The sequence below is a fragment of the Melioribacteraceae bacterium genome (assembly GCA_030584085.1).
In the GTDB taxonomy this organism is placed as follows: Bacteria; Bacteroidota; Ignavibacteria; order Ignavibacteriales; family Melioribacteraceae; genus SURF-28.
Genome location: CP129490.1, coordinates 2627742 through 2652876 on the forward strand (window position 1 = coordinate 2627742; position 25135 = coordinate 2652876).

A 25135-nucleotide genomic window follows, 5' to 3' on the forward strand; every position below is an offset into this window, starting at 1 on the left:
ATTATTTTTTCTTCTTTTTTATTTTATCAAACGTGAATGCAAACATAACAAATATTGATACAAGCAGACTCAACAGAGGAAGTACATAGGCCGTGCTTGAATAAATTGTTTTCTCATTATTGATTTCAACATCAAAAGTAAAACTTGTACGAGTATACATTTCTGTGCTAATCTTTGTATTACCAAGTTTGTCAATCACGCAGCTAATTCCGCCGTTTGCCGATCTTACAACGCTGCGTCTAGTTTCAATTGCACGAAGTACACTCATCTCTTTATGTTGATAAGGACCGCTGGAGTCTCCATACCAACTGTCATTGGTAACTACTATCAAAAGCTCGGCGCCGTTATCCACAAATCCATTGATGAATCGTGGGTAAATAGATTCAATACACACAACACCGGCAACGTTAAAAGATTTATTATCTTGTTTTACTTCAAAAACTTTTTGTTCTTTTCCTTCATTCCAACTTGAGATTCCTACATTCCATTTAATAATATCCCCGAGAAATGGTATGTGTTCAACCAACGGAACTTTTTCTCCAAACGGAACAAGTTTGATCTTTCCATACTTTGGAATTTCTCGATTACCTGGCTGAAAGAGAACTATTGAATTGTAGGAAGTATAATAAGTTCCGCTATTTGTTTTCTTAGCTTCTCTGGGTGCCTCTGTACTGTCAAAATAAAAATTTGCATGCGGCATTCCAGTTAACAAGTAAACATTGTTTGTATCACAAAACTTGTGAATGTCTTCAACTATTCTTTCATATCCACCGGCTAATAAGTAAACCGGTAATGCAGTTTCCGGCCACACAATTAATTCTGCACCATTCTTAACTTCTTTTATCGATAACTCAAGATATAAATCTAACTGTTGATCTAAATTACCGGCTTCCCATTTTTTCCAAGGGTTTAAATTGGGCTGAACTACACCGATTTTTAATTTTGAATTCGCTCTCGGTAAAGTATTAATTTTAATCCCACCATAAATTAACGCAAGAGCAATCAACCCGACTCCTAAAAAAAGCGGAATGAAATAATTTCTTAGTTCAATAAAATTCTTATAAGTTATAAAGAAAAATATGTTTATATAAATAACAAGTATACCTAAACCAAATGAACCAATTATATCGGCAATTTGAATAAATGAATTAAAGTATGACAACGAATGACCAAGTGTTACCCAAGGAAATCTAAAATCTGATATTCCATAAAGAAACTCAGCAGTTACCCAAAAAAGAGGAAACAGATACAATCCTATCTTTCTTCCAAATTTTTTGTAAGTCCAATAATAGATTGTTGTGGGAATTAGAAAGACGATCGGATTAAAAAATAGTAAAGCTACCCCAGCTACCATTAAGAATGAGTCTGTATCAGGCTGCCAGCTTCCAACCCAATAAAGAGTAATGATATTATATATAAACATCGAGAAGTATGTAATTCGATTGATTTCCGCTAAAGAATTTCTCCGTTCTAAAACTTTAAATAGTGGGATAAAAGCTACAAATAGAAGTGGATAAAATGGAAGAGGCGGAAAAGCGAGTCCAAGCATTAAGCCCGATGCAAATGCTAGTAATAAATCTTTTCTATTTACGAATTTTGAATCAGATTTAAGTTCAATATTGAATTCTTTTACGCTCATTTAATTTCATGCGATTTCTTTTTTCGCCAGAATATTCTAATAAGAATACCGGCAAAAATTACTATTGTCAACCCACCTATTGCATAAGAATAAGTGTTTAAATAATAATCAATCAACTCAACATTGTTGCCGACTAACATTCCGATATAAATTATTACGGCGTTCCATGCGAACGCACTGATGGCCGCATATAAAAAAGTTGTGCCAATTTTTAATTCGTGCACACCGGAAAAAAAACTAATAACCGAACGAGTTCCGGGTAAAAATCTATTTGCTAAAATTAATTTATAGCCCCACTTATTAAACCATTTGTCTGCCTTTTCAATATCATCTTTGTGAATGAATTTGATTTTGCCCTTCCTTACAAGTTTTTCACCGAACAATTTGCCAACATAATACATGAGAACAAAACCCATTGCACTTCCGATACTTGTAATAAATAATATCGGTAAAAAGGAGATTTCGGTAGATGCAATGAGTGAAGCACCGACAACCACAACTACATCGCTTGGAGAAGGTGGAAAAACATTTTCAATAAAGGAGAAAAAAAACAAGACTAAATAAACATATATAGTGTCAACGCTGCTTATGTAGGATAGGACTTGTTCTAACATTAATTTTCGTCTTTATAGATTAAAACGACAGCGTAAACTTTAACGCCTTTTTCTTCACCGACAAATCCCATCTTTTCGGAAGTAGTTGCTTTTACAGAAACTTGATCAACTTCTAATTTAAGTATGGATGCAATGCTTCTTCTGATTTCTTTGATGTGTGGATTAAGTTTTGGATTTTCTGCAACAACTGTTGCGTCAATATTCGCAATTTTAAATCCTTCTTGTATCACAAGATCATACGTTTTTTCTAATAATATTCTGCTGGCAATTCCCTTGTATTGTGAATCCGTATCCGGGAAATGTGTTCCAATATCACCAAGTGCCAAAGCTCCCAACAAAGCATCGGTGATGGAATGAAGAAGAGCATCGGCATCGGAATGACCTTTTAAACCGCTATGATGTTCAATTTCAATTCCGCCGAGATATAATTTCCTATCGTTAGCGAACTGATGGACATCATAACCAAAGCCAATTCTAAAAGGTGTGTTCAATGTCTAATCTCGAAATTAGTAAACTCGTTTTTTGGTTCAGTCCATTTTATTGATGCATCTCTTACGGATGCGTGCATCGGACCGATTTTTAATTTTTTGAAAAACTCTTCTAAGTTTGAATACTCACCTTCAGCAACTGAGTAAACTTCCCCGCTTATTAAATTTTTTGTATAACCTTTTAAACCAAGTTGCTGTGCAGTTTTTAATACAAACCATCGGAACCCGACACCTTGTACTAGACCTTTAACAATTATTTCAGCTCTTTTTAATTCGCTGTTCATAAATTAGTTTGAATGTGTCATAAGCTTCGGAAACTAATAAACCCATGAAGATTAATGCACCACCAACGATGCCAAAATTAGTGATTTTCTCATTTAATAAAAAGAACGCGAATAACGCAGCAAAAACAAGTTCAAATGAAAAGATAATTCCTGCTTTGGTAGGTGTGACTTCTTTTTGAAATTTTGTCTGAATCGATATGTTAATGAGTGTTGCAAGTATTCCGGTGTAAAGAAGACCGAATAATAAATAATCCGTCGGAATTAGTTTTATTGATTCAATTGAAGTAATCTCAAAAAATAGTGTTGCAAAAAACGCAAGGACTGCAACCGTGCTGAGCTGAACAAACATCAATAACCAGAAATCATATTTACGGGATACTATATCAATAAATACAATTTGAAAAGCAAAAAATACTGCACAGAGAAGAGTTAGAAAATCACCCCAATTAAAATTTGTCCCTAGTTCAGTAAAAACAGTATAAATTGAATTTCCACCCGAACTCAAAAAAGTTAAGCCTAGAAATACTAAAAGCGTTCCAATTATAGCACCCAGTGTCGGCGGTCGTTTTTCAATTAATAATTGCAAAATCGGGACAATTACGACTGTTGTTCCGGTAATAAAACCAGATCTAGAAGCAGTTGTGTACTTTAGTCCAACTGTTTGAGTTGCAAAACCCAAGAACAGAAAAACACCCACAAGCATGCTGCCGAATAACAATTCTTTTGTGAAAAGCTTTCTTCTTTTGTAAATAAAAGGTAATAGCAATATCGAAGCTAAAGCGAAACGTAAAGTAATGAATAACATCGGAGAAGAATCATTCAAGGATTCTTTTACTATAACAAATGTTCCGCCCCAAATTAGTGTTGCTAAAAGAAGTGCACCTTCGGCTAAGTATTTTCTTCCGGTTGGTTCTGTGCTATTCATTATCAGTGGAGTATCCGAAGTTTTTCAGCAAGTTTGGATCACTACGCCATTTTGGTTTGACTTTTACGTGAAGTTCAAGATAAACTTCGCGATCTAAAAATTTTTCAATAGCTGCGCGAGAAATTTTACCGAGACGTTTTATTGCTTCACCTCCTTTGCCAATTATGATCGGTTTTTGTGTTTCCCTTTCGACAATAATTGAGGCGGAAATAAAATCTTTTGCATTCTCTCTTTCTTTGAAATCTTCAATCAGTACTTCTGTACTGAAAGGAACTTCGTCTTTATAATATTCAAAAATCTTTTCACGAATAATTTCCGAAACATAAAATCTTTCATTCTCAATAGTTAGCTGGTCATCGGGATAATACTTTGGTCCGTAAGGTAAAAATGATTTAATAGTCTTAAGTAATTCTTGAATATTAAATCCTAACTGTGCAGAAATAATAATTACATCATCAAATATATTGGTTCCTTTTACTCTATTAATCAACTTCTCGACTTTAATCTCATTGGAAAGATCAATTTTATTAATTACAGCAATCTTCTTCGATTTATTGCTGCCAATAATTTGAATAAGATTCTCATCTTCCAAAATTTCTTTCCCATCTTGATCGGAATCTATATCAAAAAGAACAAGAAGAATATCAGCATCTTTAATTGCTTGATTGATGAACTCAACCATTTTTTGCTGAAGCAAATAGTTAGGTTCTAAGATTCCGGGAGTATCAAGAAAAATTATTTGATGAGTTTCATCAGAAATAATTCCTAATATATTTTTCCGGGTAGTCTGCGGTTTACTTGTAATTATTGATAATCTCTCTCCGATGAGCGAATTCATCAATGTGGATTTACCGGCATTCGGTTTGCCGATTATTGATACGTAACCAGATTTTGTTTTCATAGATATTCTAATTATTGGAATGAATAAAAATAGATATCGAGGATGCGAAAGGCAATTAATTGATAAACTTAACGGAAGATATTTTCCAAATTATCTTTAAATGCTTTGTGAGAATTAATAATTATATAAGTAGCAATCAAAGTAATCAGCACTAAAATGGAGACTATTAACATCAACAAATCTGAACTGATGGAGAAATTAAATGAAGGAATTAATTCACCGAGTCTTTCAAAAAGGTTACCAAAACGGCTTTCTTCAGAATCGCTAAAGTCGAACGAAATTTGAGTAATGCCAAAAGTGAATATTCCGAGAAATCCCGCGATGAATAAAGAAAAAATTACTCTTATAACATAATTCTTTTGAGGTTTCGATTTATAGACAACATTTAAGCGTGACATCAATTTATCTGTGAACTTACCCGGAGCGGTTTCAAATTCAAGTTCTCTTAAAATTGAATCTGCCAATTTGAGCGCTTTTAATTTTTCCAACTCGGCCGGATTTTCAGAAATATAATTTTTCAATTCATTGATTTCGGAAACTGTCAATTCGTTATCAATATATTTATTCAATAATTCATCTATCTGTTTCATAATACTTCCTCTTGATAATTATGTTTGAGTAACATATCTCTCAAAATATTTCGCGATCTATGAAGAAGAACTTTTGTATTAACTAATGATATTTCCAGAATATCACTTATCTCTTTAAGCGACATATCATCAATATAAAACAAAATTAATAATAGTGCATTTCTCGGCGGTAAATGATCAACTAATTTCATCACATATTGTTTTACATTTTCTGATTCGGAATAAATTCTTTCGTCTTCATGACCCAATTCAAAATGATCTTCAATCGATGACATTTCTTTTTCGATTTTTCGTTTTTTACTTGCAGCCATGGTTAAACCGGTGTTAAAAGTTACTTTGTAAAACCACGTAGAAAACTTCGATTCAAACCGAAATGAATTCAATGAGCTGAACACTTTCATAAATGTATCTTGTAATGCCTCTTCCGCATCCAAATCATTTTTAAGTATTCTCTTTAAAAGTGAGAAACCTTTATCTTTATATCGATCAACTAAAAGGGTAAAATCTCCTTTATTTCCCTTTTTGATCGATTCAATAATTTGTTCGTCGGTTAAATTCTTCATTTCAATACTTTTGACAGCAATTTAATTAAATAGGTTACAAATGCTACCCAAAATTAATCTGTAACCTCCCGGGAAAAAGCCAGTCTTAATAAGCAAAAGAAAAGCAGAAAGCGCAATTAAAATTTGATGGTTTGTAACCTTATTCCAGAAATATTAGTCAAAAGTTTTAGAAACAATTAGAAGGAGTATAAAATGGGTTCCGAAGTAATTGTAGTTCCGATAATATTTTTTACCACCGGTGCTGTCCTAATAGCTTACTATTATTTACGTTATCGCGAAAGATCAACAATAATCGAACGAGGTTTGTCAACTGAACAAATGATGGCACTCTATAACAAAAAGCGCGATCCGTTAATAATGCTTAAAATTGGTGTTGTAGTATTCTTTTTCGGTCTTGGTTTAGGAGGCGGACTTTTAATACAAGAAATGACCGGAGTAGAAGAATGGGTTCCGTTCCTAATTTTCACCATGACAGGTTTAGGATTTATCGTTGCGTTTTTTGTCAGCAAAAAGTATCAAGAGTAATTCGTTAATCTAATTTTGTTGTTAAACAAAAAAGTCCGCTCAAAGGCGGACTTTTTTTGCAATTCTATTATTGATTTATTCAATACCTTGTTCTGCCAACCAGCGTTCGGCATCAATTGCTGCTCTGCAACCCATTCCCGCTGCTGTTACTGCTTGTCTATAAACATGATCGGCAACATCACCGGCTGCAAATACGCCATCAACGTTTGTATAAGTTGATGATCCTTTTACTATTAAATAACCTGTTTCATCCATTTCAAGTTGACCTTTGAATAATTCTGTATTCGGTTTATGACCGATGGCAAGAAATATTCCGTCAACGTCAACTTTTTCGGTTGAACCATCACGAGTATCTTCAAGTAAGGCACCGGTAACTTTCTTTCGTCCGTTTTCTTCTTCGCCAAGTATTTCTTTCACGGTTTTGTTCAAGATAAATTTAATCTTCGGATTCTTTTCTGCACGTTCAAGCATAATTTTTGAAGCGCGGAATTCTTCACGTCGGTGAACTATTAAAACTTCGGAAGCGAATTTAGTTAAATAGTTTGCCTCTTCCATTGCAGAATCACCACCGCCGATAACAATAATTTTTTGATTCTTAAAAAAGAATCCGTCGCAAGTTGCACAGGCAGAAACTCCGTATCCCATATATTTTTCTTCACTTGGAATTCCCAACCATTTTGCCGTTGCACCTGTTGAAATGATTACAGCATCCGCCGTGTAGGTCTCTTTGTCTGCTTCAATTGTAAATGGTCTTTTAGAAAAATCTACTTTTGTAACTTGTTTAAAAAATGGTTTCGCACCAAATCTTTGCGCTTGCTTACGCATAACGTCCATCAATTCCGGTCCTTGAATACCATGTTCAAAACCCGGGAAATTTTCTACCTCGGTTGTAATAGTTAATTGTCCGCCCGGTTGTAATCCTTCAAACACGACCGGATTCAAATTTGCTCTAGCGTTGTAAAGTGCTGCTGTTAAACCCGCAGGTCCCGATCCGATAATAATCACTTTATGATGTTTGTCTGCCATAATAATACTCCGTAATTACTCAAAAAAATAATCGAATAAAATATTTTCAATTTCGTGAACTTTTAATTTACTTGGAATTTGTATAAATGACTTATCAGAAAAGTTCATTCTGTAGTCCCAATCGGTATTGGGATCAGTTCTGATAACTTTCCATTTACCAATTTTATTAGTTTCAATTAGATTCAATTTTTCTGCTAAGGATTCAAGTGATTTTCGTGCAATTTTCTGCGGTCTTGTCGTAGAATGCCATGTAAATGGTTTATACTCTAAACTGTATAATCTTCCTTCTTCATGTTTAATTGCCGAGAGAATAATCTCACATCCGGCTTGAGATACTTTTGCGACTGGGTGAATTTCAAAATCAGATTCCAAAACGGTTAAACGAATATCACCATAGTTTGAAAAGACTGATTGTTGTGTTTCAAATGATTGCTCGGACTTTTGATACCAATTAAAATCTTCTTTCCAATATGGTTCGAATTTTTCTATGTCGCTAATTAATTCGGGAAGAATCTCGAATCCTTTTTCAAACATTAATTGAGCTGCATGTGGAAATTGCAAATCTTTAATTAAATCCTTGAAGATACTTTTGTCATAATCTATCAAATTATTTAGCACGTAATCTGCTTTAAGAGCATCTTCGGTTGTGAACTCGGCAAAGTCACCAGTTAATGCAATATTAATTAAACTCTGCTTATTGGATAAAGAATACTCAGCATTGTTTAAAACAAAAGCTGAAATGACTCCATCGGAATCGAAATGATTATTTGATATAACTTCAATTCCTCTTAAGTATTCATCTTTTTGGGGGGACTCAATTAACTTGAAAGCCATTTCAGTTGTCGTATCTGCAAATAATTCGGAAGGAGTTGAATGTCCCGGCCAATGACTGATTTGAATTTTCGCGGGAAAGTTTGCATCAACACAAATTACATTATCTCTATTCTTAAGAAAAGATTCAAATACAAATATCATTTTTCTAAAAACTCCGCATTACGTTTCATGCCTTTTAATCTTGGTCTGCTAATTGGGCTGTCTGAAAATTTCTTTTTGAATTCACTGTTTGTCATATTTTTTATTTCTGAAATATTAAGTTCAGTTTCACGCGGTAAAAATTCCTTTTCATCTGTATTCAGAGAAAATTTGTGATTCCACGGACAAACATCCTGACAAATATCACAACCGAAAATCCAGTTGTCAAACTTACTAATAAATTCTTCGGGGACATCAGATTTACTTTCTATAGTGAGATAAGAAATACATTTATTTGCATCAACAACATATTCATCAACTATTGCATTAGTCGGGCAAGCAACAATACAAGCCGTGCAGCTTCCGCAAAAATCAGCAATTGGTTCATTATAATCGAATTCAAAATTGGTGATAACATTTGCTATAAAAAACCAACTTCCAATTTCACGGGAAATAACATTTGTATGTTTTCCCATCCAGCCTATTCCGGATTTAACCGCCCATGCTTTGTCCATTACAGGTCCGGTATCAATATAAGTTTTTGCCTCGAAGTGACTATCAATTTCCTTACACATCTCAACAAACTGATCTAACTTTTCCCAAATGATCAGATGATAATCTTTTCCCCAAGCATATCTTGAAACTTTACCAAAACCATCTCTGTTATTGTGTTCAGTATCCGTGTAATAATTTAAGCCAAGCGAGATAACACTTTTTGCATTTGGGAGAATCTGTGATACATCTTCTCTCTTTTCAAAATTACGTTCCATATAGCTCATTCCGGCTTGGAAGTTTTTTTGCAGCCAGGTTTGCAAATGTTCAATCTCTGTTTTTAATTTTTCAGCTTTTGAAAAACCGACAAGTTCAAATCCAAGTTGATGAGCGATATTTATTATTTGGTGGTTCGTCATTTAGATTTATGGTATCATTTCCGGAAATTTTATTTGTGATCTAACTTAGTCATGAATAGATTCCCGCCTTCGCGGAAATGACCATTTAGTTTTGTCACCAGTTTAATTCTTTTTTGAATACTTTTACATAAACATAGTCATCAATAATTTTCACTTCATAAGAATCTAAGCCTTTCCGATTATTATCCATCTTACCGTCAGATAAATTGAATTCCCATCCATGAGCCGGACAAATTACTTTGCAATCTTCAATGAAGCCATCATAAATTAAAGCCGAATGTTGATGAGGACAGATGTTATTGAGAGCATAGATTTTTCCGTCAACTTTAAAGACTGCTACTTCAATGTCGTAAATAAAAAATCGTTTGCCGACTTTTTCTTTTAGATCGTCAACTTTACATACTTTTGAAAAACCTTCCAATGATTCTTTCATTTTATCTCATTAAATAATTCTTTGTGTGTAAAACCCTTATCAGTTTTTTGAACTGTTGCCATTGCTATGTTCGGATCATGACCGAAAATTAATTTCCAGTCTTCTTCAACTGCCAATGATAAATATTTTTTCTTTTCATCAATTGTTTTAAGAGGCTGGATATCATATCCCATCAGATAAACAATCGGAATTTGTGAATAGAATGGGACTAGATCGGCAATATATAAATATGTTTGATTGCCGTCACTCATTTTAACTAGTTGCTGTGCGATTGTATGACCGTAAACTTTTATGAATGAAATTTCATCATCAAATTGATCTATATCAAGCGTATTGAGAACTCCTTCTTCCCTAAGAGGAAGAAAACGATTTTTGATGAAACTTCCCCTATCTTTATCGGATGAATTTAATGAATACTCAAAGTGTTCTTTTTGAACATGATATTTTGCATTTGGAAATGCAGGAATGAATTTGCTATTTTCTTGTAATACAGCACCACCAACATGGTCAAAATGAAGGTGAGTTAGAATAACATCAGTAATATCTGATGGGACAATTCCTTTCTTTTTAAGAGATTGGTATAAATCATTTTCGGATTGATCAAGGTCATAAATCTTTTTGAATTTTTCGTCCCAGCCGGTTCCAATTCCGGTTTCGATTAATATTTTTTTTGAATCACTCTTAAGTAGAAGGCAGCGAGCACCGAGTTTAATTCTATTTTGATCATCAGCTGGATTTGTTTTATCCCACAATGGTTTTGGAATAATTCCAAACATTGCTCCGCCATCAAGTGCAAATGTGCCGGTTTTTATTTCTTCAATTGTATATTTACCAATTTTTAACATACAGATAGTGTTTAGTTATTAATAATCAAAAGATAGAAAAGAATTGCGATTAATTGTAGATAAGCTTCAAAGTAAGAAGATTTCCGTAATCAAAATGATTACGGAAATTTTTTATTAATTTCTTGGATGCTCAACAACCCAATTTTTCAAAAACTTTATTATTTCTTGAGTGTTTGCTCCGGGAGTATAAAGTTCGCCGACTCCCATCTCTTTTAGTTTATTAATGTCTTCATCCGACATAATGCCGCCGCCGAATAACAGAACGTCATCGACTCCCTTTTCTTTCATAAGTTGTAAAACTTTTGGGAATATTGTCATATGCGCACCTGATAAAAGACTGATACCAATTGCATCCACGTCTTCTTGAATAGCTGCTTCTACAATCATTTCCGGTGTTTGACGAAGCCCGGTATAAATAACTTCCATACCGGCATCACGAAGAGCCGCCGCGATAACTTTTGCGCCGCGATCATGTCCGTCTAATCCGGCTTTAGCAATAATTACTCTGATTTTTTTATCCATTTATTTTCTCATCCTCATTTTCATTCAAAAAATAATTATTGATACACAAAAAAGTCAACGACGCATTCCTAATCTTCTTCATTCTTCTGGATATATTTTTGGTAATATTCTCGCACTTTTCGCAGATCGGTATCAGTATCAACCGAAATACTTTCATGTTCGGTGACAACAATTTTAATTTTGAATCCGTTTTCTAACATACGAAGTTGTTCTAATCTCTCGATCTGTTCTAAGTCAGTCGGTTTGAGTTTAGTAAATCTCAGTAATGCATCTCTTCTATAAACATAAAGGCCAATGTGTTTATAGATTTCATAATTTCTAATTCTTTCGAAATTTGTTTTTGCATCCCGCACATGCGGAATGGGTGATCTGGAAAAGTAAAGTGCGAAATTATTGTAATCAAAAACAACTTTGGGAACAGTTGGACTAGTAAGTTCATCAACTCTCGTTATTCTTTTTGCTAAGGTTGATACTTCAACTGATTCATCGAACAACAATGGTTCAATTGCTTCGTCTATCATTCTTCCCGGTATGAATGGCTCATCTCCCTGAATATTCACAATAATTTTGGCAGAAGTCATATCTTTAATAACACTTGCAATTCTATCCGAACCGGTTGAAATGTCTTTTGAGGTCATCTTCACACTATCGCAAAATTCTTTGGCAGTTTGATAAACTTTTTCGTCATCTACGGCAATTACAATTTTATCAAGTAATTTTGATTTGCAAGCACTTTCATATGTGTGTTGAATCATTGGTTTACCGCCGATATTTGCCAGCGGTTTACCCATTAATCTAGAAGAGCCGAATCGGGCGGGAATTACACCTATTATCATAAATTATTTTTTATCTGATTTAATAACCTTCGGAACCTTAAAAAATTCTTCTGTTCTTTCCGGTGCATTTTTTAATGCATCTTCTCTTGGAATTGATTCTTTAATTTTATCTTCTCTGAAAATATTATGTCTTTCCAACGGATGAGATAATGGTTTCACGTTTTCCGTATCGAGTGAATTTAATTTATCCATATAATTTAATATGTCATTTAGATCGGAAGTGAACTCGGTCATTTCATCTTCACTTAAATTCAGCTTTGCCAACTTAGCAATATTTTCTACTTCGTTTTTTGTAACCGACATTCTTACTGAATCCTTACTGTAATTGTTTTCGTGAATCCGTTTGCAGTATCTCTAACCCTTACAACTCCGCTTTGTCCGGCAGCACCCACTGCTCTAATTGTTGCAATTGAAGAGTCTTCGGTATCAACATCCACTTCAATAATATTTGGAGAAAGTGACAGCCAATCATAAACCGGTTCAAAATTTCCGTAGAAACTTCCGGCTTGAACTGTTTGACTTCCGTTGGAAATAATTGTTAGTTCAGAAATTCCATTTGGATTTTCCGGAGTTGCGTTTATATAAAGCCCGGGATTAGTTGAGAAGAAATCCTTACTGTTAAATGTACCGCGTATAACAGAATTATTTGGATTATCTACCATTTGGATTAGTAAGTCATGCAAGTTATTCCCACGCTTAGGACTTTTGTAACGAATTTGATAGAAACTATTTGCAAACTTATTCAGTTCTTCTTCAATTTCTATAAATGTATCGGACAATTCATCAACATCTCCAATTGCAAAAAATCCCGCGTTACCTATTTTCTCAAGAACTTCAGGTTTAATATCAGGACCTAAGCCAACTGTGTAAACACGTTTACTACTAGCAGCATTCAATGCTTCGGATAATGTGTGCTCGGCTTGTGTATCATCACCGTCTGTAAAAATAATCATAGCTGATTGAACGATTTCATCCCTATCAAAAATTTCTTCCATTTTACCGGCACCTTCAATCACAGCACCGTATAAATCCGTAGTCTCAAAAACATCATTTCGTATATCATTTATTGCATTAATTAATTCGGCTTTATTTGATGTAAAATCTTGAATTAGTATCGGATCTTCGGAAAATTTGAACACAGCCATTTCAAACTGCGGACTTAAACTATTTACAAAATTAGTCGCGTGAATTATTATATCATCTAAGTTATTTAATAAACTAGTACTATTATCAAGCATTAAAACTATTTGTAATGTGTAAGGAAGTTCGGCTGATTTAATAACTTCCAATCCTGATTCGGAAATGGAAACCATTTCACCGTCTTCATAAACTTCAAAATCGTTTTCATTGAGATTACTGATCCCCACTCCGTTTAAATCAATTACTTGGAAATAAACATTAACAAAAGTAGGAGCTTCAGTCTCTAATCCATAATCAATCAGTACATAACCTTCTTGAGTAGTTCCTCGTGGTTTGGTGACAAATGACCAAATCGGTCCTTCAACTCTTTGTCCGCCCGGCATTTTTGCAATCACCTGCCAATAATACCTAGTTGCGTAATCGAGTCCCGGCACAATTATACTTTTTTCGGCACGATTTGAAGCGTATAAAGTTCTTGGTGGGGTTCGTTCACCGAAATAAATATCATATGTTTCAGCTCCCTCAAAACTCCAAGACAGAGTTACAACGAGGGGATGATTTTGTGAATTGTTAGCCGGACTTGGATTTCGCGGTAAAGTTTGATCAACCGGATCCGGATTTTGTTCATTATCATCACCACTTAATGAACAAGATACCACCAAAAATGTAACAAGTATGAATACCAGTGCCCTCAAAAACTTATTCACTTGTATGCCCTTTTAATTATCTCGAAAATTAATAAATATATCGCAATTTGCGTAATACGAAATGTTAATAAGGCAAATTCCGTTCCGTTGTCTTAATTTAGTTTTTAATCGATTTTGTAAAGATGATATGTCTCAAACTAAGTCTATGTATGATTTTTACACAATATCTAGCCGAGAGAAATTGAATTTATAGCTAGAATTCTGTTTCGGATTGATGGGTGTGAATAGAAAAACCATTCTACAATAGGATGAGGATTTTCATCCCCTAGATTCTGATCCGATAATTTCTTTAAAGTTTCCTTAAACGCGTTTGGATTACGAGTGGATCTAACTGCATATTCATCTGCTTCATATTCGTATTTTCTCGAAATCCAATTTGAGATTGGGGTTTGAATTAATCCTATTAACATTCCCCACAAACTTAAGATTGGTAATGCTGCAATTTGTGTGATGTCAGAAAAGTTAAACCAGCTTAAGGAAAATTCATAAAAGAATGCAATAAGAAATAGAGTTAGGAAACTAAAAATTGTACTGATAAAGATATTTTTAACAATATGTTTATGTTTATAATGACCAATTTCATGTGCAATCACAGTTTCAATTTCTTCTTTCGAATATCCCTCAAGTAAAGTATCGCCTAAAATAATTCTTTTGGTTTTACCTAAACCGGTAAAAGCAGCATTTGCCTTCTTTGTATTTTTGCTCATGTTAAAAGAAAAAACATTTTCAACTTTCATCCCGACTTCTGAAGCAAGTTTAACGATTCTCTTTTTTAATTCGACATCTTCAATCGGAGAAACCTTATAAAAAATCGGGAGAATAATAATTGGTAAAATTTGTGCAAGCACTACTGAGACAATAAACATCAATACCGCAAAAGGTAGCCACCAGATACTACCAAATAAGTTTAGAAAAAAGTAAAATGCAAGAAGCAGAGGAATGCCGATAACACCTGCGACCAATGTTCCTTTTAAGTTTTCCAACATCCATTTAAAAAAAGTTTGATTAGAAAGTTCATATTTATGTTCAAGATAAAATCCGGAGTAATAATTTATGGGGAAGAAAATGATAGACGAAACCATTCCGATTACCAAAGTAAAAAGCAACAAAATCAAATAGTCGCTTTGAATATTGATCCTTAGTAAAGCTTCGAGCTCTTTACTGTAATTAAGCAACACAAAAAGTAATATAAGGATAAAGGCAATAATGCCTTTTCCTATACCGATACCAAGTTTTATATTATTATACTTTTTTGATTTTGATTTCATATTAATTGTAAATATAAAGTTTTCTTTAGACATCAAAAAAAAGTCCGTCTACTGACGGACTTAAAAATCTTAACTGGCTTTAAGCTTTATTTTAGTTTTTGGAATTTCATCCGAAGTTTTCAGCTTTTCACCCTTATTTAAAAATGGGCACTCGGAAGAATTCATTTTACTTTCATTTGTGTAAGGACATTCTTTTAAATTTTGTTTTTCACTTTTTTGTGAAATTTTTCCTTCCAAATAAGGGCATTCGGATTTATTCATCTCGCTCGATGAATGAATTTTATTCAAGTACGGACAATCCGCAACAACTTTTTGGTTAGTATCTGACTTAAGTGTAAAGCCAAAACTTATTAACGCAACTATGGAAACAACGATAATTTTTTTCATCTTATGCTCCTTTGTTTGTCATAATCAAATAACACCTTTCGTCTTGTTTTGGTTCAAAATACTAAAATAAAATGAAAAAAATATTTAATCGGATAAGAAGGGTTTAGATTTTCTCAAATGAATTGACTTGTAACCAGCCAACTTTGCCGTCAGCTAATTTAATTTTTGCCCAATTGTCCAATTGATCTTGAAGTTCGAATTTAATTCCTTCGTGAATTATAAAGGAATCACTGCTGTCTTCGGTTGGAGAAACTTTTACATTAGCAGAATTAGCAACTAAGATTCCATAATCAAATGATACTTCTCTGTGATAGGAAGCAAATAATACAATTGCAAAAATCAGCAAGAAAACAGATGAAACTATCCCGCCATAAATACTCAATCGTTGGAGATTAATATTATTTGATAAGAAATAGAATGCGATAAATAATAATAGTAATAAATAGAAAACTAATAAGACTAACGCCCATCCGGAAACAGAGAACATCGAGATTAACAAATTCCACCATTCTACAATAAAAAGCTGTGGGACTTCTTTAATATTATCGATCGTTCGAGTCTTTGCCAATCTTAAATTAAATTGAATATCGTCATCACCGGGATTAAGTTTTAATGCACGTTCATAATTTAATATTGCTCTGCCGAGTTGACCTGATTTGAAATAAGAATTTCCTAAATTGAAAAAAAGTGCCGAGCTTTCATAACCTTGATTCAGTATTTTCGAATAACTTTCAATCGCTTCGGAATAATTTTCATTTTTGTAATTCTCGTTTCCGATTTGCATTAATTCTTCTAGTGTTTGCGAATTGACACTAACATTTACAAGAATAATCACAATCAATATTTCGAAAAGTTTCTTGATCATTTACTTCTTCTGGAATTTAAATGAGATTCAATTTTTATAATTGTTTCAATGGTTTCATCGTACAAATTCTTTTCAGCCGAAATATTTTGTGAAGAGGGAGCAAATCTTGCGAACTCACATTTTTCATAAATCTGTTTAACTTTTTCTTTAAGATCATCGGAAATATTCTTTTCGCTTAGTTTATCCAAAGCTTTACCTAATGAAAATTCCGATTTCTGAATACTCAATTTATCTTCCAAATATCCATTCATTGCTAATGATATTTCCGAATAGAAAGCCAAGCTTTCATTTCCTGTCATTAATTTTTGTGCAGTTTTTAATCTTTGCTTTGCCAGTTTTTCTGCTTTTCTTGATTTAAGTAATTGTGTGTTTCTAGATAATTTTTCGTTTCGCGATTGATAGATTAATAATCCACCAAGTGTGAAAGCTGGTAAAATCAAACCAAGCCAAAACCAAATCGGAATTATCGAATCCCCGTTCATAGAATAGAATTTTGTGCTTGATGTTTTTATATAACGGATATCTTCATTTAGCAATTTAATATCTTCCTTAGAAAACCCACTTCCGGAAGCAATTGTTCCATCACCTTTTTCAACTTCAATAACATATACAGGCGAAGTTGTCGTAACATATTGTTTTTTCGCGGGATTGAAATAACTGAATTCAACAGCTGGAATTGTTTTTTGTCCTTGAACTCTCGGAACAATAACATACTCGATAATTTTCGTCCCGGAGATTTTACTTCCTCTATTAATATTTAAATTGGATTTGGGTTCATAGACTTCAAAACCCGCCGGTAATGTTAGCTTTGGTAAATCAAGAAGCTGCATATTGCCGCTTCCGGTGATAGTAAATCTTAGTGTTAAAGATTCATTGGCTTTAAGAGATGTTCTATCAAGTTGTGAAGTAAAATTAAAATCTCCTACTGCCCCATTGAATGATTCCGGGACATTGTTTTGAGGTAAAGGTTCAGCATTAATTTTTAATGTGTTCGATTTAGCTGTATAGTCGACTGTCTCGGTTCTTCCGAAAAAGGAATCGTTAAAGAAATCATCGAAGAAATCATTTGAGGTTCTTCGTTTCTTAACAACAATCGGCAGATTTAATTCAAAAGGCGTTACAGTAAGTTCTCCGGCTTTCGTGGGAAATAAAGCAACCCTTTTTATAGTTGCAGTTCTGAATCTCTCACCGTTATACATTTCAATTTCCCAATTGATAGTATTATCGGTTGGAATTTCTTCCTGCCAAAATCCATTGTATGTCGGAAGCTTTGCAATTTGTATCGAAGCAATTGTGAGTTTAGTATAAAGCTTATATGTAACCGTAACTTGTTCACCTTGATAAACATTTCTTTTATCGGCAGAAGCAATTATGAAAACATTTTTTTGAAGTTCTTCTTGTGAAATTTCTCCACCACTTTGTTGTGGCTGGGCTGTGGTTGCACCTTGAACTACTTTGATTGCTAACGGATTAGTTTCATACTTGGTGCCTGAATAATTAACAGAAGCTTTACCAATAGTAAACTCGCCAATATTACTAGGAGTTAAAATAAACGAGAAAGTTATCGAACTTGAAACTTGTCCGTTTATAATCTGCATATTTGTCGATTGATTCGGACCACTTAAAACTCGGAAACCTTCAAAGGACGGTGGTTTGAATCCGCTTACATTTGAGCTTTGTCCCTCAAAAGTAAAAAATACTTGGAAACGTTCATTCTGACCGACTGTTGTTCTGTCGGCAGTTGCTTCAAACTTTTGAGCAAAACTTACTGATACAAGTAATACCAACAACAATATTTTAGAAAGAAATTTCATTAATCAAATTTACCAATCTTTAGCACTTTTAACCGCTTTTCCTTTTTGTTTTCTTAATTCTTTTTGTAGATCAGTTTCATTGTTTTTTAATGCTTGTAAAATTCTCTCGGCTTCTTCTTTAGAAATTTGATCTTTTTTAGGTTGCTGTTGTTGTTGATTCTGTTGATTTTTATCTTGTTGATCCTTGTTCTGCTGATTCTGCTGTTGATCTTGTTTATCTTGTTCTTGATCCTTATTCTGATCTTGATTTTGCTGCTGATCCTTGTTTTGATCTTGATTATCTTGATTCTGATTTTGATCTTGATTCTGCTGTTGTTCCTGCTGGTTCTTCATCATTTCAAGTGCGTAAGATAAATTATATTTTGCCTCAAGGTCATCAGGATTGATTTTTAAAGCTTCTTTATAAGCCTCAATACTCTCTTTTAGTTTTTGTCCTTTTAAAAGAACGTTACCTTGATTGTAATAAATCTGAGCTTTTTGTTGATCATTTTCGGCTAATGATAGTGCACTTTGATAACTTTTAATTGCTTCATCATATCTTTCTTGTTTGTAAAGAGCCGATCCCAAGTTGTAGTGAGCGTTAAAAGTTTCAGCATTTTCTTCAATTGCCTTTTTAAAGTTTACTTCCGCCTCGGAAAATTCTTTTGTTTCATATTTATCAACGCCGGTATTATTTAACGATCTCACACTTTGAGCAAAAACCAAAGTAGTTGTGAAAAGTAATGTGAATAGAAATTTAGAATTAAGTCGAATCATACCTGTTCGGCTCCCTTCTCATCAAGTTTTCTGAAAAGCTGTGACTTTTTATTTGATACAAATATTTCCATGATTAATAAGATTAAAGCGGGGATTAAGAAATAATAGTATCTATCTTCATAATCGGTTATACGCGTTGTACCATATTCAGTCTGTTCAAGTTTCGATAGATCATTGTAAATTTGGTTCAGTTCATCACTAGTATTCGTACTGCGATAATATTTTCCATTTCCCAGTGAAGCAATTTCTTCGAGAGTTGGTTCATCCAATTTAGTTAAAACAACATTTCCATCTCTGTCTTTCCTGTAATCGACTTGAATACCTGAAGAATTGTAAACCGGAATTGGAACACCCGTTGGTGACCCCATTCCTATTGAATAAATTACAACGCCGGATTGAGCTGCTTCCGAAATAACTTCATTCAAATTACCTTCATGATCTTCGCCATCTGTAATAATAATAATTGCTTTTTGTGTTGCTTCATCATGTTTGAAAGATTGCATAGCCAATTCTATTGCCGGTGCAATTGCTGTTCCTTGCTGCGGAACAGTTGAGTGATCAACCGCAGATAAAAATAAATCAGCTGCTGAATAATCGGTTGTTAATGGAAACTGTACATAAGCTTGTCCTGCAAAAACAATCAACCCAATTCTATCTCCGCGTAAACGGTTAATCAATTTTGAAATTTCGTATTTAGCTTTAGTTAAACGAGTTGGTTTTATATCCTCAGCCTGCATGCTGTTTGATACGTCGAGTAGAATGTAAACATCAATCCCGACTTGCTTAACTTCTTCTATCTTCGAACCAACTTGTGGATTTGCAAGAGTAAAGATTAACAGCACTGTACTGAATGAAATCAACCCAAATTTTATAAATGTTTTGACTCTACTGTAATAAGGCATTAATATCATTCGCATTTTTGACGAAGCAAAATCTTCCAATAGTTTTCTGCTTTTTCTTTGAGTGAACCAAAACAGTAAAATCAATACCGGAATGAGGTAAAGTAAATTTAGATATTCACTATGTGCAAATCTAAATGTGCTCAAGGTAATCTTCTCAAATATGTTCTGATTAAACCTATTTCTAATAAAAGTAAAATCAATCCAACACCAACATAGGAATAAAACAATTCTTGTGTATTTCTATATGAAAGAACTTCAACTCTGCTTCGTTCAAGTTTATCAATCTCATCATAAATTTCTTTTAATTTTTCATTATTCGTTGCTCTAAAATATCTTCCACCTGTTAATCCACTAATTTGCTGCAAAAGCTGCTCGTCAATTTCAACGGGAACCATTTGATATCTTGTCCCAAACGGAGTCTTAAATGGATACGGAGCTTCGCCTCTAGTACCCACACCGATTGTATAAATTCTTATTCCGAAAGTCTCCGCAATTTGAGCGGCAGTTACAGGATCAACTTCACCGGCATTGTTAACACCATCGGTAAGTAAAATCATAACTTTACTCTTTGCTTCACTATCTTTCAATCTATTAACACCGTTTGCAATTGCGTTCCCTATAGCCGTACCATCTGTTATCATTCCGCTTTGAATGTCTTTCAACAAGTTTCTTAATACTTGATAGTCAATTGTAAGCGGGCATTGAGTAAAACTATCGCGTGCAAAAATTACTAGACCAATTTTATCTGAAGTTCTCCCTCGGACAAAATCACCAATGACATTTTTTGCGGCATCAAGTCTATTTGGTTGAAAATCTTCGGCTAGCATACTTCCCGAAATATCCAAAACCATCGCGATATCAATTCCTTCAGTATAAACATTTTCACCGGTTGAATAAGTCTGCGGACGAGCAAGCGCGACAACTAAAAAACCCAATGCAAGTAATCTAAGAATGAATGGTAAATGATGTAATCTTTCTCGCAAAGTCGGTTTCAAACTTCCGAATAATTTCAGCGATGAGTACGTGATATCCGGAGTGGATTTTTTATTTCTCTTCCAATACCATAATGCGAATAACGGTAATGAAATAAGTCCGTATAAAACAAAAGGATATGCAAATTCAACATTAGTGAAATCAAACATTTGCGTTTTCCTGTTGAATTGAGTTTATAGTTTCCTTCGTAGTATCTACTATTTTATATGCTTCATCCATCATTTGTTCATTAATAGACGGCATTGGTTCAAATTTTGCAAATTTTACTAAATCGGCATTGTTAAAGAAACTCTGTGCCGATTCAAAAAAGGATGAGTTCGTTTCAATCTTTTTTAAGTTTAATAATACTTCGGATGAAGGCATTTCCATTGCGAGAAAATTAAATCTTCCTTCAAAGTATCTTCTGATTATATTCGTCAATTCTGAATGATATTCTTTTATCTTACCTTGCTGCCAGAGTTTTTGATCTTCCAAGTTTCTTAATGCTTTCAAAGCAATTTCATGCGGAGGAATTATTACTATTGGTTTTTGCAGAACATTTATTTCTTTTTTCTTAATAAACTTTTGATAAATAAAATATACAAGCACCGCTACTGCTAACAATATCAATAGATAAATAAGAATAGACCACCAATCCAACGGAATTCTCAATGGAGATTTTACATCTTGAATATCTCCTTGCATATCAACTTCAATAGTTCTTACTTCCAAAGCAGCTTCGTTTGAATAGCTTACATAAGCATTACCGTTTTTATCCGCATAAATAAATTTTATTGACGGGATTACAATACCGGCAGAATCATATGCAGAGAAAACATAAGTGTATTCGTCTATTAGTATGTCATCTTTATCATAATTCTTTACAGGCAGTTCTTTAATAAACGTTAAGTCGGTTAAAGAATCTTGAATTGATGGCATCGAATAATTTATTCCATCTTGGTATTCAATTCTATACTTAACATTTATATAATCACCAACAAGATAGACCGAAGAATCGACTTCAACGCGTGCTCTAAAATCCTGGGCGAAGGATTGTGAAAAAATTAAACTAATTAACACTATGTAGAGATAGTTCTTCCTCACCAACGTTTCTCACGCAATTTGAAAAAATCGACTAATGGTTTTACATAATTTTTATCTGTTTCGATATTCACCTTATCAATTCGACTGGAAACGAAAAGCTGTCTGCGTTTTTCTTCGTTGTATTTTCTATAAGTAAAAAATTCATCACGTACAATTTTGCTGCTTGTATCTATGACTCTAATTTCACCGGTTTCAGCATCTCTGAATTTTACTAATCCGGCAAGTGGTAATTCTTTTTCACGAGGATCTTCTAAAATCATTCCAATCAAATCATGTTTTTTACCCACAATTTTAATAATCTTCTCATAACCGCTATCCATAAAATCAGAAATTAAGAATGCGATACTTTTCTTTTTGATAGTGCTATTAAAATATTCGAGCGCAGCTTTAAGATTGGTCTGATTGCCTTGTGGTTCAAACGAGAGTACTTCTCTAATTATTCTCAAAACGTGACTTCGACCTTTTCTTGGAGAAACAAATTTTTCTATTCGATCTGTGAAAAGGATTAAACCAACTTTATCATTATTCTTTAAAGCAGAAAATGCTAGTATTGAAGAAAGTTCAGCGGCAATACGTTGTTTAGTTTTTTCTGCACTCCCAAAAAGTAGAGAACCGCTCATATCAATTAATAACATAACGGTAAGTTCTCTTTCCTCTTCAAAAATTTTAATGTAGGGATGACCAAACCGAGCGGTAACGTTCCAATCGATATTTCTTATATCATCACCAAATTGATATTCGCGAACTTCGGAAAATTCCATTCCACGTCCCTTAAAAACGGAATGATATTCACCCGAGAAAACTTCATTAACAATTCCTCGAGTGCGAATTTCAATTTGACGAACTTGTTTTAATAATTCTTTAGTTAACATAATTTATCTTAATCGTACACTTGATCTTACTCTTAATCGCTTTGGAGATCGAGATTATGATTAAGAGTGAGGAAAATTTATTAAGGTACTTCAACTGTGTTAAGAATTTCAGTGATTATGTTTTCGGAAGTAATATCCTCAGCCTCTGCTTCATAAGTTACTGCAACTCTGTGCCGCATTACATCCATACAAACTGCTCTAACATCTTCGGGAATTACGTATCCTCTTCGTTTAATAAATGCCATTGCTCGTGAAGCTAAAGCAAGATTTATCGTTGCTCTTGGTGATCCGCCGTAACTGATTAAATCAGTAAGTTTATCCAACCCGAAATCTTTTGGAGATCTTGTAGCAAAAACTATATCTAAAATATATCGTTCAATTTTTTCATCCATATATATATCATTTATAAGTTTTCTTGCTTTTAGAATATCTGCAGGATCAATCACAGGGTTTACTGTTGGAAATTGACCTGAAACATTTTGCCTCATAATTTTTAATTCTTCATCCCTAACCGGGTAAGTGATTTTAACTTTTAACATGAATCTGTCGACTTGTGCTTCCGGAAGCGGATATGTTCCCTCTTGCTCGATTGGATTTTGAGTGGCAAGTACCAAAAACGGTTCTTCCAATTTAAAAGTGTTTTCACCGATTGTGACTTGTCTTTCCTGCATAGCTTCAAGAAGCGCACTTTGAACTTTCGCCGGAGCTCGGTTTATTTCATCTGCTAAAATAAAGTTCGAAAAGATCGGGCCTTTTTTAATTGCAAAGTTGCCGTCTTTTTGATTATAAATAAGTGTTCCTATTAAATCCGCAGGCAAGAGATCTGGGGTGAATTGAATTCTTTGAAACTTAGCTTTCATTGACGAGGAAAGTGATTTAATAGCTAAAGTTTTTGCCAGTCCGGGTACACCTTCTAAAAGAATGTGACCATTTCCGAGTAAGCCGATTACAAGTCGTTCAACCATATCTTTTTGACCGACTATAACTTTTCCGATTTCATTCAAAAGAACATCAATAAACTCGCTTTCGCGTTTGATCTTTTCATTAAGTTCTGTTATTTCCAACGGGATACCCTCTTTTGTTTTTAAAATCAATGCATTTAGACACTTCACTTTATAAGAAAGTTTCTTCTTTATTGTGAAAAAATGTTAAAAAGTAGTTTTTTTTCGAAGTGCAAATATATGGAAATGAAATGATCCGGGAAAACCGGGCCACTAATTTATTTTCTTTTATAATAGGACATATCAGTAATTACATATGAATTACCGCCGTAATAGATTGTTACGGTTCCATGGAAATTAACACCATACTCATCCCAATCACCAGTAAATGTAAATGGTGCGGGAGTACCGCCTCCAACGGTTAGAAAAATATTCGGGCTTTGATTCGGCTGGTAAACCCCAACAACGTTGTCATTAAGATTCATTTCAACTGTATTCGTGCCGCCGTTTTTATAATTTACTGTTCCTGTACCTGTAATTGTACCGTTGATTTCTGTAACAGTTAAGTAAACATCTAAACTTTCATCCAGCACATTTCCGGAATATTTCTGCATATTGATTCCCCATTCACCGGCTACATCTGAATTTACCTCTGGGCCACTAGGAGATTCATCTTTACTACAAGATGTGAACATTACAAGAATCAATGATACCAGCAGTACTGCATAGATTTTCTTCATTGGGAAGTTCCTTAAATAGATTAGCATTATGGAAAATTTGTTCTTGTAGTAAAAATATTAAATTACAATTTATGATTTAATAAAAAAATTAGATGTTTTGTAAAGCTGTCTCTAATAATTTATTAACATCTGATGCAATTGGTTCGAGTTTTTCATTTTTAACTACCGACATGGCTTCAGCAGGATTCATGATTGCAACCTCCACTTTACCATCTTCACTTTCTTGAACAATAACATTACATGGAAGTAATACACCAATTTTATCCTCGGTAGACAATGCTTTATGTGCAAAATGCGGATTGCATGCACCTAAAATTTTATACTTTCTGAAATCTACATCAATCTTCTTCTTTAGTGTTTCTTTTACATCAATTTCGGTAAGAATTCCGAATCCTACTTTTTTAAGTTCATCTGTAGCTTTTTGAATTGCCTCATCAAACGATAAGTCAACCGTCTTTGCAAAATAATAACTCATAACTCCTCCGTTTTTTATTTCATAGGATGTTATACCTTGAATTAAGATTCAAAATTAATTCTGGCTCTTGTATTATACATTCAAAAATATATTTTGTTTGTCCAATCTAAATGGATAT

30 protein-coding genes are annotated in these 25135 nt (G+C 33.7%); 1 reads left to right on the forward strand and 29 read right to left on the reverse strand.

The genetic code is table 11. From position 1 onward, the window contains the following. Position 1: 1 nt before the first annotated feature. The 8 genes from lnt to QY331_12090 all read right to left on the reverse strand — a co-directional run bounded on the left by lnt (position 2) and on the right by QY331_12090 (position 6004). Positions 2 to 1639 carry an apolipoprotein N-acyltransferase gene (lnt, locus tag QY331_12055; GenBank protein ID WKZ68683.1) on the reverse strand — a complete coding sequence of 546 codons (1638 nt, stop codon included), beginning with the start codon at positions 1637 to 1639 and terminating at the stop codon, positions 2 to 4. After that, positions 1636 to 2253 carry a DedA family protein gene (locus tag QY331_12060; protein ID WKZ68684.1) on the reverse strand — a complete coding sequence of 206 codons (618 nt, stop codon included), beginning with the start codon at positions 2251 to 2253 and terminating at the stop codon, positions 1636 to 1638. The genes lnt and QY331_12060 overlap by 4 nt, the downstream gene beginning before the upstream one ends. After that, the gene (gene ispF / locus QY331_12065; GenBank protein WKZ68685.1) at positions 2253 to 2744 is read right to left on the reverse strand and encodes a 2-C-methyl-D-erythritol 2,4-cyclodiphosphate synthase; all 492 of its coding nucleotides are present in this window, start codon (positions 2742 to 2744) and stop codon (positions 2253 to 2255) included. The genes QY331_12060 and ispF overlap by 1 nt, the downstream gene beginning before the upstream one ends. Continuing rightward, positions 2741 to 3025 carry an acylphosphatase gene (locus QY331_12070; protein ID WKZ68686.1) on the reverse strand — a complete coding sequence of 95 codons (285 nt, stop codon included), beginning with the start codon at positions 3023 to 3025 and terminating at the stop codon, positions 2741 to 2743. The genes ispF and QY331_12070 overlap by 4 nt, the downstream gene beginning before the upstream one ends. Beyond that, positions 3000 to 3950 carry a DMT family transporter gene (locus QY331_12075; protein WKZ68687.1) on the reverse strand — a complete coding sequence of 317 codons (951 nt, stop codon included), beginning with the start codon at positions 3948 to 3950 and terminating at the stop codon, positions 3000 to 3002. Before QY331_12075 ends, QY331_12070 begins: the two co-directional genes overlap by 26 nt. Then, positions 3943 to 4851: a GTPase Era gene (gene era, locus QY331_12080; GenBank protein WKZ68688.1), complete on the reverse strand. Its 909-nt coding sequence runs from the start codon at positions 4849 to 4851 to the stop codon at positions 3943 to 3945. Before era ends, QY331_12075 begins: the two co-directional genes overlap by 8 nt. Before the next feature lie 68 nt (positions 4852 to 4919). Next, positions 4920 to 5441, reverse strand: coding sequence for a hypothetical protein (locus tag QY331_12085; protein WKZ68689.1), 522 nt, complete (start codon positions 5439 to 5441; stop codon positions 4920 to 4922). Further along, on the reverse strand, positions 5438 to 6004 hold the full coding sequence (locus tag QY331_12090; GenBank protein ID WKZ68690.1) for a sigma-70 family RNA polymerase sigma factor: 567 nt from the start codon (positions 6002 to 6004) through the stop codon (positions 5438 to 5440). Before QY331_12090 ends, QY331_12085 begins: the two co-directional genes overlap by 4 nt. Positions 6005 to 6196: 192 nt before the next feature. On the opposite strand from QY331_12090, the gene QY331_12095 reads away from it, so the two are divergent. Next, complete coding sequence (locus QY331_12095; protein ID WKZ68691.1) at positions 6197 to 6529, forward strand: hypothetical protein; 333 nt, start codon at positions 6197 to 6199, stop codon at positions 6527 to 6529. 75 nt (positions 6530 to 6604) lie between these two features. Here QY331_12095 and trxB read toward each other — a convergent pair whose 3' ends face one another. The 21 genes from trxB to QY331_12200 all read right to left on the reverse strand — a co-directional run bounded on the left by trxB (position 6605) and on the right by QY331_12200 (position 25017). Next, positions 6605 to 7555 carry a thioredoxin-disulfide reductase gene (gene trxB, locus QY331_12100; protein ID WKZ68692.1) on the reverse strand — a complete coding sequence of 317 codons (951 nt, stop codon included), beginning with the start codon at positions 7553 to 7555 and terminating at the stop codon, positions 6605 to 6607. 15 nt (positions 7556 to 7570) lie between these two features. Then, complete coding sequence (locus tag QY331_12105) at positions 7571 to 8530, reverse strand: hypothetical protein (GenBank protein WKZ68693.1); 960 nt, start codon at positions 8528 to 8530, stop codon at positions 7571 to 7573. Beyond that, the gene (queG, locus tag QY331_12110) at positions 8527 to 9438 is read right to left on the reverse strand and encodes a tRNA epoxyqueuosine(34) reductase QueG (protein ID WKZ68694.1); all 912 of its coding nucleotides are present in this window, start codon (positions 9436 to 9438) and stop codon (positions 8527 to 8529) included. Before queG ends, QY331_12105 begins: the two co-directional genes overlap by 4 nt. A 94-nt stretch (positions 9439 to 9532) precedes the next feature. Then, positions 9533 to 9871 carry a Rieske 2Fe-2S domain-containing protein gene (locus QY331_12115; GenBank protein ID WKZ68695.1) on the reverse strand — a complete coding sequence of 113 codons (339 nt, stop codon included), beginning with the start codon at positions 9869 to 9871 and terminating at the stop codon, positions 9533 to 9535. Beyond that, positions 9868 to 10716: an MBL fold metallo-hydrolase gene (locus tag QY331_12120; protein WKZ68696.1), complete on the reverse strand. Its 849-nt coding sequence runs from the start codon at positions 10714 to 10716 to the stop codon at positions 9868 to 9870. Before QY331_12120 ends, QY331_12115 begins: the two co-directional genes overlap by 4 nt. 114 nt (positions 10717 to 10830) lie before the next feature. Further along, positions 10831 to 11238: a cobalamin B12-binding domain-containing protein gene (locus tag QY331_12125; protein WKZ68697.1), complete on the reverse strand. Its 408-nt coding sequence runs from the start codon at positions 11236 to 11238 to the stop codon at positions 10831 to 10833. Between the two features lie 68 nt (positions 11239 to 11306). Continuing rightward, entirely contained in the window at positions 11307 to 12074 is a 768-nt protein-coding gene (gene kdsB, locus QY331_12130; protein ID WKZ68698.1) for a 3-deoxy-manno-octulosonate cytidylyltransferase, read from the reverse strand. 3 nt (positions 12075 to 12077) lie between these two features. Next, the gene (gene gatC, locus QY331_12135; GenBank protein ID WKZ68699.1) at positions 12078 to 12377 is read right to left on the reverse strand and encodes an Asp-tRNA(Asn)/Glu-tRNA(Gln) amidotransferase subunit GatC; all 300 of its coding nucleotides are present in this window, start codon (positions 12375 to 12377) and stop codon (positions 12078 to 12080) included. A gap of 2 nt (positions 12378 to 12379) precedes the next feature. Next, positions 12380 to 13921 carry a VWA domain-containing protein gene (locus tag QY331_12140; GenBank protein WKZ68700.1) on the reverse strand — a complete coding sequence of 514 codons (1542 nt, stop codon included), beginning with the start codon at positions 13919 to 13921 and terminating at the stop codon, positions 12380 to 12382. 167 nt (positions 13922 to 14088) lie between these two features. Then, complete coding sequence (locus QY331_12145) at positions 14089 to 15222, reverse strand: M48 family metallopeptidase (protein ID WKZ68701.1); 1134 nt, start codon at positions 15220 to 15222, stop codon at positions 14089 to 14091. Positions 15223 to 15258: 36 nt separating this feature from the next. Continuing rightward, positions 15259 to 15576 (reverse strand): hypothetical protein, encoded by a 318-nt coding sequence (locus QY331_12150; protein WKZ68702.1) that lies wholly within the window; start codon positions 15574 to 15576, stop codon positions 15259 to 15261. A 103-nt stretch (positions 15577 to 15679) separates the two neighbouring features. Next, entirely contained in the window at positions 15680 to 16441 is a 762-nt protein-coding gene (locus tag QY331_12155; protein ID WKZ68703.1) for a tetratricopeptide repeat protein, read from the reverse strand. Next, on the reverse strand, positions 16438 to 18255 hold the full coding sequence (locus QY331_12160) for a BatD family protein (protein WKZ68704.1): 1818 nt from the start codon (positions 18253 to 18255) through the stop codon (positions 16438 to 16440). Before QY331_12160 ends, QY331_12155 begins: the two co-directional genes overlap by 4 nt. A 9-nt stretch (positions 18256 to 18264) precedes the next feature. After that, complete coding sequence (locus tag QY331_12165; protein ID WKZ68705.1) at positions 18265 to 19011, reverse strand: tetratricopeptide repeat protein; 747 nt, start codon at positions 19009 to 19011, stop codon at positions 18265 to 18267. Further along, complete coding sequence (locus tag QY331_12170; GenBank protein WKZ68706.1) at positions 19008 to 20057, reverse strand: VWA domain-containing protein; 1050 nt, start codon at positions 20055 to 20057, stop codon at positions 19008 to 19010. The genes QY331_12165 and QY331_12170 overlap by 4 nt, the downstream gene beginning before the upstream one ends. Continuing rightward, positions 20054 to 21055, reverse strand: coding sequence for a VWA domain-containing protein (locus QY331_12175; protein WKZ68707.1), 1002 nt, complete (start codon positions 21053 to 21055; stop codon positions 20054 to 20056). The genes QY331_12170 and QY331_12175 overlap by 4 nt, the downstream gene beginning before the upstream one ends. Continuing rightward, on the reverse strand, positions 21048 to 21989 hold the full coding sequence (locus QY331_12180) for a hypothetical protein (protein WKZ68708.1): 942 nt from the start codon (positions 21987 to 21989) through the stop codon (positions 21048 to 21050). The genes QY331_12175 and QY331_12180 overlap by 8 nt, the downstream gene beginning before the upstream one ends. Beyond that, on the reverse strand, positions 21986 to 22861 hold the full coding sequence (locus QY331_12185) for a DUF58 domain-containing protein (GenBank protein WKZ68709.1): 876 nt from the start codon (positions 22859 to 22861) through the stop codon (positions 21986 to 21988). Before QY331_12185 ends, QY331_12180 begins: the two co-directional genes overlap by 4 nt. An 80-nt stretch (positions 22862 to 22941) precedes the next feature. Then, complete coding sequence (locus QY331_12190) at positions 22942 to 23925, reverse strand: MoxR family ATPase (GenBank protein WKZ68710.1); 984 nt, start codon at positions 23923 to 23925, stop codon at positions 22942 to 22944. A gap of 155 nt (positions 23926 to 24080) precedes the next feature. Continuing rightward, positions 24081 to 24542, reverse strand: coding sequence for a hypothetical protein (locus tag QY331_12195; GenBank protein WKZ68711.1), 462 nt, complete (start codon positions 24540 to 24542; stop codon positions 24081 to 24083). A gap of 88 nt (positions 24543 to 24630) precedes the next feature. Then, positions 24631 to 25017 (reverse strand): DUF302 domain-containing protein, encoded by a 387-nt coding sequence (locus QY331_12200; GenBank protein WKZ68712.1) that lies wholly within the window; start codon positions 25015 to 25017, stop codon positions 24631 to 24633. Positions 25018 to 25135 lie beyond the last annotated feature (118 nt).